The organism is Puniceicoccales bacterium (assembly GCA_031255005.1).
Classification (GTDB): Bacteria; Verrucomicrobiota; Verrucomicrobiia; order Opitutales; family LL51; genus JAIRTH01.
Map to the genome: position 1 here is coordinate 1 of JAIRTH010000029.1, position 8,021 is coordinate 8,021.

Annotated in this window: 8 protein-coding genes and 2 tRNA genes; 1 reads left to right on the forward strand and 9 read right to left on the reverse strand. The window is 43.5% G+C overall.

Annotation, left to right across the window (positions count from 1 at the left end):
- Positions 1–9: 9 nt before the first annotated feature.
- A tRNA-Ser gene (locus LBH49_03230) sits at positions 10–96 on the reverse strand.
- A gap of 136 nt (positions 97–232) precedes the next feature.
- On the opposite strand from LBH49_03230, the gene LBH49_03235 reads away from it, so the two are divergent.
- Positions 233–1,039, forward strand: coding sequence for a hypothetical protein (locus LBH49_03235; protein MDR0351634.1), 807 nt, complete (start codon positions 233–235; stop codon positions 1,037–1,039).
- Here LBH49_03235 and ligA read toward each other — a convergent pair.
- From ligA to LBH49_03275, 8 genes are all read right to left on the reverse strand, one after another.
- Positions 1,020–2,801 carry an NAD-dependent DNA ligase LigA gene (gene ligA, locus LBH49_03240; GenBank protein ID MDR0351635.1) on the reverse strand — a complete coding sequence of 594 codons (1,782 nt, stop codon included), beginning with the start codon at positions 2,799–2,801 and terminating at the stop codon, positions 1,020–1,022. The genes LBH49_03235 and ligA overlap by 20 nt on opposite strands.
- Before the next feature lie 14 nt (positions 2,802–2,815).
- Positions 2,816–2,890: transfer RNA gene (locus LBH49_03245), tRNA-Arg, on the reverse strand.
- Positions 2,891–2,927: 37 nt separating this feature from the next.
- Complete coding sequence (ruvX, locus tag LBH49_03250; GenBank protein MDR0351636.1) at positions 2,928–3,371, reverse strand: Holliday junction resolvase RuvX; 444 nt, start codon at positions 3,369–3,371, stop codon at positions 2,928–2,930.
- A gap of 23 nt (positions 3,372–3,394) precedes the next feature.
- Positions 3,395–4,591: a phosphoglycerate kinase gene (locus LBH49_03255; GenBank protein ID MDR0351637.1), complete on the reverse strand. Its 1,197-nt coding sequence runs from the start codon at positions 4,589–4,591 to the stop codon at positions 3,395–3,397.
- Between the two features lie 46 nt (positions 4,592–4,637).
- Positions 4,638–6,644: a transketolase gene (gene tkt / locus LBH49_03260; GenBank protein ID MDR0351638.1), complete on the reverse strand. Its 2,007-nt coding sequence runs from the start codon at positions 6,642–6,644 to the stop codon at positions 4,638–4,640.
- A 50-nt stretch (positions 6,645–6,694) separates the two neighbouring features.
- Positions 6,695–7,390, reverse strand: a complete 696-nt coding sequence (locus LBH49_03265; GenBank protein ID MDR0351639.1) for an anaerobic ribonucleoside-triphosphate reductase activating protein — start codon at positions 7,388–7,390, stop codon at positions 6,695–6,697.
- A 12-nt stretch (positions 7,391–7,402) separates the two neighbouring features.
- Positions 7,403–7,846 (reverse strand): ribose 5-phosphate isomerase B, encoded by a 444-nt coding sequence (gene rpiB / locus LBH49_03270; protein MDR0351640.1) that lies wholly within the window; start codon positions 7,844–7,846, stop codon positions 7,403–7,405.
- The coding region (locus LBH49_03275) for a hypothetical protein (GenBank protein MDR0351641.1) at positions 7,836–8,021 on the reverse strand (186 nt) is incomplete at its 5' end. The genes LBH49_03275 and rpiB, both read right to left, overlap by 11 nt.

Here is an 8,021-nt window from a genome sequence, read left to right on the forward strand (position 1 = left end):
CATGAAGCGCGGAGAGAGGGGGATTCGAACCCTCGGTACCATCGCTGGTACACCCGATTTCGAGTCGGGCACATTCGGCCACTCTGTCATCTCTCCCCGGCAATTATGTAAAATAAAACACTGACTTTACGCAAGTTAAGAATTACTACCTTCCATTTTAAAAATTTTTGTACACCATGGCCAGGCGGTGCTGAAATCTGATCGGAGTGGATTTACGATTATGGAAATTATCATGGCTAGTACCATTCTCGTGATACTGGTAGGTCTGCTCGGAAATGGCCTGGATACGGCCATAAATGCTTGGCGCCTAAAGTCTTACAGCGATAAAGCCCATTGTGACATACTGCTCTGTCTTGACCAAATCGAACAGGCCCTTAGCGGATCAACCATAGCTACCTCGGCCTGCGATGCTTCTCATATGATGGCAATCTACGACAGCCGTGGCACAAGTTTATCATTTTGTCGACCAAGCATTTATGATTCATCAAAAATGTCGTTAACCGAATTCAAACTGGCCCAGTTGCCATTGGATTATTACTATCTTATGAACAAAACCACACCACTAACCTCCGTGAAAGGTATCTTCATGCTTCGCAGCGAATTAGATAACCATATTTCCGGAGTTGACCATGTTTTGCCCAGCTCCAAAGCTAACACTGATCGACAAAACAATGAAAAAGAAGATATCTATAATCTGATACTTCCAAATGTAACTAAATTTCACGTAAGTATTCTCTACTCAACACGTTACGACTCAACAAATCCAAAAATTGATTACATAGGCACTACCCTGGCACCGAAACATTTTACCATCGATCAGATGGCGATTTTCGATTCCCACGGAACAGAAATTAATGATATACCTAAAAATCATGAGCAAAAATTCATTGACCTGATGATCGAAGTCATTCCAAACTTATTTGTAAATAAATATGAAAAGGCATCCGAAGCAATGCGTAAAAAACTCATTCAGCAACATGGAGTTAGGATGAACAGGATCATCAAACTTCACCGTCCTTTCACAGCCTCAAAAAATTAACACCATGGTTTCGCAGAGATTCAATCACACGACCAACCTGCTCCAACGAAAAAAAATTTATTATGTCATTGGCCGTTACTTCGCCAATCCTGGGCACTGCCAGCAATTCGCCAAAAGGTGCCCTCATCAGCGCATCCATAGAATTGAACCTAAGAGCCAGATCCTTAGCTGTTTGCAGACCAACCGACGGGATACCAAGTCCATAGATTAGTCGATAAAGATCCCGATGTTTGCTGGCTTCTATGGCGGCTAAGAGATTTTCCGAAGATTTTAGCCCAAAATTATCAACGGAAATGATGTGCTGTATTTTCAATTCATATATGTGGCCAACATTTTCTATCAGCTTGGCAGACATAAACTTAGTCACAATAGCTGACCCAAGTTGATGAATATCCATGGCACTTCTGGACACGAAATGCAAAATTTTTTCACGGACCTGATCAGTACAATTAAAATTTTTACATTTCCAAAAAACATCGCCATCGGATTTTTCCAGCGTCGATCCGCAGCTTGGACAATTTTTGGGAAAAACAAAAGGCAATGATGCCGCATCGCGCTTGGCCAGGTTGACCTCTAAAATTGCCGGAATTATTTCGCCGGCCTTCTCCACCACCACCGTATCTCCCAGGCGAATATCCTTGCGCCTTATCTCATCCTCATTATGGAGTGTTGCTCGCGAAACCATTGTGCCAGAGAGAAATACAGGACTAAGATCCGCCACCGGCGTGATAATCCCGCTTCTGCCAACTTGCAGCGATATGGACTTGACCACTGACTCCACCTGATGGGGAGAAAATTTATAGGCAAAGGCCCATCTCGGAGACTTGGCAGTCCATCCCAATTGGTTATGATATTTTAAGTCATTGATCTTCAATACTGCACCATCGGTTTGATAACCAAAAGTAGCTTTTATCGAGCCTAATTTTTCTATCTTTTCATAAACCTCATCCAAACCTGTGGCTAGAAAATATGCGTCATGGACCGGAAAACCTCTCTGCTCCAAATCCTCCAAAACATTCACTTGTGTGCCGTAACTCATTCCATCACAATGCCCTACGCCATACAAAATTATGCTTAGCTTTCGTTCCGCCACAACACTGGCATCAAGCAATTTTACTGTACCCGATGCAAGATTTCTTGGGTTGGCAAAAGGCTCTTCTCCATTTTTTATTCTATGCTCGTTGGTTTTTTCAAAAATATCGTTGCGGATAAAAACCTCGCCACGAAATTCTACAAAACCATTGGAATGGTCTATTTTTTTAGGAAAATTATCGATAGTCATGATATTTTCCGTAACATCATCGCCTCGGATCCCATCGCCTCGGGTAAGGGCATAGAGCAGATTTCCATCCCGATAAATCAAGTTTATTGCAACGCCATCTATCTTTGGCTCAACGACATAGGTAACATCGTCATAACAAATTTTACGCCTAATCTTCTCATCAAAATGCTTCACATCGGTAAGATTATAGGTATTATCCAAACTAAACATTTTTGACAGATGACTCCTCGCTATAAAACCTGGACTGCTATCATCACCAATTTTTTGCGAATATTTTTCTGTTTTTTCCATTGAGCCCAGTAATTTTTCCAAACTCTCCAGCTCGACTTTCATGCAATCATACTCGAAATCCGATATTTCTGGCCGCGAATCCCTATAATACAATAGATCATGTCTGGCAATTTCATCACTGAGTTTTTTGAGCCGATTCAGAATTGCAACACGTTTTCGCTGTTCAACTTGGCTAAATTGGTCCGACATTTTTCACTCCAAAATGGCGCCCTCGTCGGGACTCGAACCCGAATCTTCGGCTCCGGAGGCCAGTGTTCTATCCATTTAACTACGAGGGCATTGCAGACTTTTAGGAAGATATAATTCCAGTCAATATCATAACTCCCTGGACTCCAACAAATCCAGGTAATCCTGCAAGATTATTGCCGCCGCAGCCGAATCAATCGCCCCGGAATGCCTATTTTCAAGCCTGGACTTCACTGACCTCCCCCTGGCCATATGACCTAAATCCTCCAGGGCCTGAACAGAAGTAAGTCTCTCATCCATATACTCTACCGGAACATCAATCATTTTTTTTAATTTGGCCACAAAGCCATTAACCTCCATCGCCTTGAAGCCAATGGAATCGTCCATATTGATCGGATAGCCGACAATTACTCGATCAATTTTGCGCTCGGTAATAAGACTCGTCAAAATAGAAAGCGCATCCATCGGGTCTGTGTACAGTATAGGCTTGAACGGCACAGCGATACGTAATTCATCATCACCAAAACTCAAACCAATTCTCTTTTCTCCGTAATCTATTCCAATAAAATTCACAGGCAATCCATGCTGAACAATGGTTATCCTCTATCCAATGCCGCTATACCAGGTAAGTCTTTGCCTTCCAAGAACTCCAGACTCGCACCGCCACCGGTACTTATGAATGTAACATCATTGGCAAAACCACTTTTTTTAACGGCTTTAACCGAATCTCCTCCACCTATTATTGACGTTAAGTTGCTACGAGCAATTGCCTTAGCAATTTCGATCGTACCATTTGAACAGGCCTCTATTTCAAAAATTCCCAACGGGCCATTCATGAGCACAGTTTGAGATTCGGCCACAATATTTTTATAAAGATCAATGGTCTTCGGACCAATATCAACACCCGTCAAACCATCCGGAATATCTTCGCCAACAACCTTCAACTCGCCAACGGTACGACCATCGAAATCAACCTGATCAGTGACCACAGAGTCCAACGGAAGCAACAACTTAACGCCCTTTTCCTGGGCCTTTTTGATTGCGGCCAAAGCCACATCCATTTTGTCACGCTCAACCAAACTTGCCCCGACAGTGTGACCATTGGCCAGCAGGAAAGTGTAGGCCATCGCTCCACCAATGATCATAGCATTGGCCTTGTCCAGCAACGCATCTATCACGGAAATCTTATCACTGACCTTGGCTCCACCTAAAATTACTGTAAAAGGTCGTTCGGGGTTAGAAGTCTTCTCGCCCAAAAACTTAAGTTCTTTTTCCACTAAAAATCCGGCCACACAGGGAGATAAAAATTTTGTGACTCCGGTCGTAGATGCATGGGCACGATGGGCTGTACCAAAGGCATCGTTGACAAAAGCTTCGGCTAAATTGGCCAATTTTTTAGAAAAATCTTCGTCATTTTTGGTTTCCTCGGCATAAAATCTCACATTTTCAAGGAGTACCACATCACCATCCTGCAAATTCATAACGGCTTTCTGAACATTTTCGCCAATACAATCATTCAAAAACAGTATCGGGTTTCCCAACTTTTTCGACAAAGCTTCCGCCACCGGAGCCAGGGAAAATTTTTTATTCTTTTCACCATTCGGCCGGCCAAAATGGCTAATAAGTATTACTTTTGCACCCACCTCGATCAAATATTTTATGGTCGGCAAAGCAGCAACAATCCTTGTGTCATCAGAAATCTCGCCACTTTTATCCATGGGAACATTAAAATCCACCCTTACCAACACGCGCTTGCTGGACAAATTAACATCTTTTACTGTAAGAATCCGCATGATTTTAAATATATGTATGTTCTCTATGTTCGCAAGCAAAAGTCACTTACAGATCCATCAGTTTATTGGCAACATCCACAATATGCTCCACAGTGAAACCAAAATGCTTCGTAAGTTCTTCTGTATCAGCACTAAAACCGTAGTCATCCACAGAAACGATTTTTCCACGTCGACCTATATACTTATACCAACTTAGAGATATGCCGGCCTCTATGGCGATCATATATTCACAATTCGGCAACACAAGTTCTTTATATTCATCGCTTTGCTGATCAAATATTTCGCAACACGGCATGGATACCACTCGCACAAAATCGCCTATTTTGGCCGCTGCATCCAGTGCCAATTTGAGCTCACTACCAGTGGCGATTAAAATCAATTTGAGTGCAGAAATTTCCTTTTTGGCCACATAGCCGCCATTGGCGACCCCCCATCTTCGCTGGGAAGAAGTCAATGACCTGAGTGCGCTAACAGCTTGCCGTGTAAGTATTAAAGCCACAGGACCTGATTTTTTTCGATTTTTTTCCATCGCCACAGCCCATGCTCCAACGGTTTCTTCCCCATCTGCCGGCCTGATCACATTCAAATTTTTTACGCACCTCAGCGCTGTGATCGACTCCACCGGCTGGTGGGTCGGACCATCTTCGCCGACACAGATCGAATCGTGGGTAAAAATATATAGAATCGGCAGGTTGGCCATCGCAGCTAGCCGAATCGCCGGGCGCATATAATCAGAAAAAACTAAAAAAGTTGAACCACTGGGCCTGAAAATTTCATCATAGGCAACGCCATTCATCACAGCCGCCATGGCATGCTCTCGGATACCAAAGCAAATGTTTCTGCCAGAATAACTTAGGCTCGAAAATAATTCCGATGCAACTATTTTATTCTTGCAGGATGAAAATAAATCAGCACTGCCGGTGATAAAAGCCCGATCCAAATGTGCAACCTCTTGGATCACAACGCTACTTGCATCTCTCGTAGCAATCTTATCCTCGGTAAATTCTGGCACCGCAGAAAATAGTTCCACCGAAGAAATACATTTTCCAGAAATAATACCATTCAACTCATCAGCCAAAGTTGGACTTTCCATCTGCCAACGGCTGTATTTTTGGAGCCATAAATCATAACCACTTGATAGACTGGCTATACGGTTTCTGAAAAAAGTTCGCACCTCATCTGATATCCAAAATTCAAAATCGTCGAGACCCAGTTCTTTTTTTGCAGTCTTAATATATTTGGCACCCAGTTCTCCATGGGCCCTGCTATTGCCTTCTATCTCTTTAACTCCTTTGCCAATAACGGTTTTGGCAATTATCATCTGAGGCCGATTGGAAACCCTTGCCATCTCGTAGGCTTCGACAATTTGATCGATGGCATTACCGTCGATTTCCTGAACAGCAAACCCTTGGGCCTCAAATCTTAACCTCACATCATCGGATTGAGAAACATTCAATGGACCATCTATGGTGGTGCCATTGCTGTCATATATCAATATCAAATTGTCCAGATGCCAATGTCCAGCCAACGAACAGGCCTCCTGGGCGACTCCCTCCTGGAGGCAGCCGTCACCACACAGACACACAACCTTGTTATCGAAGATCTTATTGCTGAACCGATTAGCTAACATTTTAGATGATATCGCAAATCCAACCGCATTGGCAATACCCTGACCCAATGGGCCAGTGGTACACTCAACTCCCGGCGTAAATCCAAATTCAGGATGTCCAGGCGTTAAACTGCCGGCCTGCCGAAATTTTTTTATATCATCTAAGCTCAGGCCAAAGCCAGACAGATGCAGCCAAAAGTAAAGAAATAGACTCCCATGGCCGGCGGACAAGATGAACCTGTCACGATTGAGCCATCTTTGCGCTAAGGGATTGAATCGAAGCAACTTCCCGAACAAAGCCGCCCCGATTTCGGCCGCCCCCAACGGCATGCCCAAATGGCCAGATCCAGCCACAGCAACTGCATCCAATGCCACGCCTCGGGCCTGGTTAGCTGCCATCTGCAATATGTTTATCTCCTCTTCCGAAATATATCCATGTGCCATGATTTACGTTAATGTTTCGTAACTAAATGCACAAGAAGTACTTTCGCAATTCAATATCTTATCACAAATTCACCCACATGGCTTTCAATCTCTCGGCGCAGTAACTCGAAATCCTCTCGAGAAAAGTTGCTTTCACCAAAATTACCCATGGATAAAGTTTTCTTTGGGATAAATTCTTGTACTACAAATCGTTTAGCTCCATCTAGTTGTATCGCAATCCCCAGAGCATCGGAAAGCACATGAATGCCCGGCACCATGGTGGTCCTAAACTCATAGCTAATCCCACTGTGAATTACAATGGACACACTCTCCTCTATGCCTTCCATGGATAAAATCTTCAATCCACAGGCACGGCTATACTTGCTATAGACATGCTTCATATCCACGGCAATATAAGACAATAAGTTTTTATCCAATAAAGACTTAATGACCCCTGGCTCGGTGCCATTTGTATCTAACTTTATGGCAAAACCCATGGCTTTTACTTCCATAAGAAAATCAACCAAATCGGCCTGCAATGTGGGCTCACCTCCGGATAAAACGACGCCGTCAATTTTCCCAACTCTCCTTCGCAGAAAATCCAAAACGCGGCTTTGGGCCAAACCGCTGCCATTGCCTTTCCATTCAACAAGGTCTGGATTGTGGCAAAAAGGGCACCTCAAATTGCATCCACCAGTGAATACAACCGCTGCTAATTTTTTTGGAAAATCTATCGTCGAAAATTTTTGCAGGCCGCCTATAATCATGCCAATGCAGAACTATTCGCTGAACTCAAACTCAACAATCTTACTAAGCCTACGCTCATGGCGACCACCAGAAAACTCCGTATCAAAAAATATGTCCGTCAATTTGCACAGTTGCTCCGGAGTCACATAGGAAGCACCGACGCACATCACATTGGCGTCATTGTGCTCCCGCGACAATTTTGCATCTTCAAGCGTATGAACCAGCGCCGCACGTATGCCTTGGAACTTATTGGCAGCAATAGACATGCCAATGCCAGTGGAGCATATGAGCACTCCAAAATTTGCCTGCATGGTTCGAATATCCTTGGCAACTTTCTTCGCCACATCGGGATAATCCACCGGCTTATCGCTAACAGCGCCCCGATGAAGTACCTCAAAACCACGTGCCTCAAAATGCTCTGTAAGGACATCTTTTAATTGAACTGCGTGATGGTCTAATCCTAAACTAATAATCATTTAATTCCTCTCTCAAAAATTTAACTATGGATGGAATGGCCTCGGAGATAGAATTTCTTACATCAATGTAAGTCTCTAAGCCACAACCAAATGGATCAACCACATCCCTATCCGAATTGCTTAAAAACCCTCGCCATAAATAACAATGGCTTGGCACATCTGTAAACAATTTCCT

Excerpts from the sequence above, each read along its gene's own strand:
- LBH49_03235 (MDR0351634.1), top strand. The coding sequence starts at position 233 with ATGGCTAGTACCATTCTCGTGATACTGGTAGGTCTGCTCGGAAATGGC.
- ligA (MDR0351635.1), bottom strand. The coding sequence starts at position 2,801 with ATGTCGGACCAATTTAGCCAAGTTGAACAGCGAAAACGTGTTGCAATT.
- LBH49_03255 (MDR0351637.1), bottom strand. The coding sequence starts at position 4,591 with ATGCGGATTCTTACAGTAAAAGATGTTAATTTGTCCAGCAAGCGCGTG.
- tkt (MDR0351638.1), bottom strand. The coding sequence starts at position 6,644 with ATGGCACATGGATATATTTCGGAAGAGGAGATAAACATATTGCAGATG.
- LBH49_03265 (MDR0351639.1), bottom strand. The coding sequence starts at position 7,390 with ATGATTATAGGCGGCCTGCAAAAATTTTCGACGATAGATTTTCCAAAA.
- rpiB (MDR0351640.1), bottom strand. The coding sequence starts at position 7,846 with ATGATTATTAGTTTAGGATTAGACCATCACGCAGTTCAATTAAAAGAT.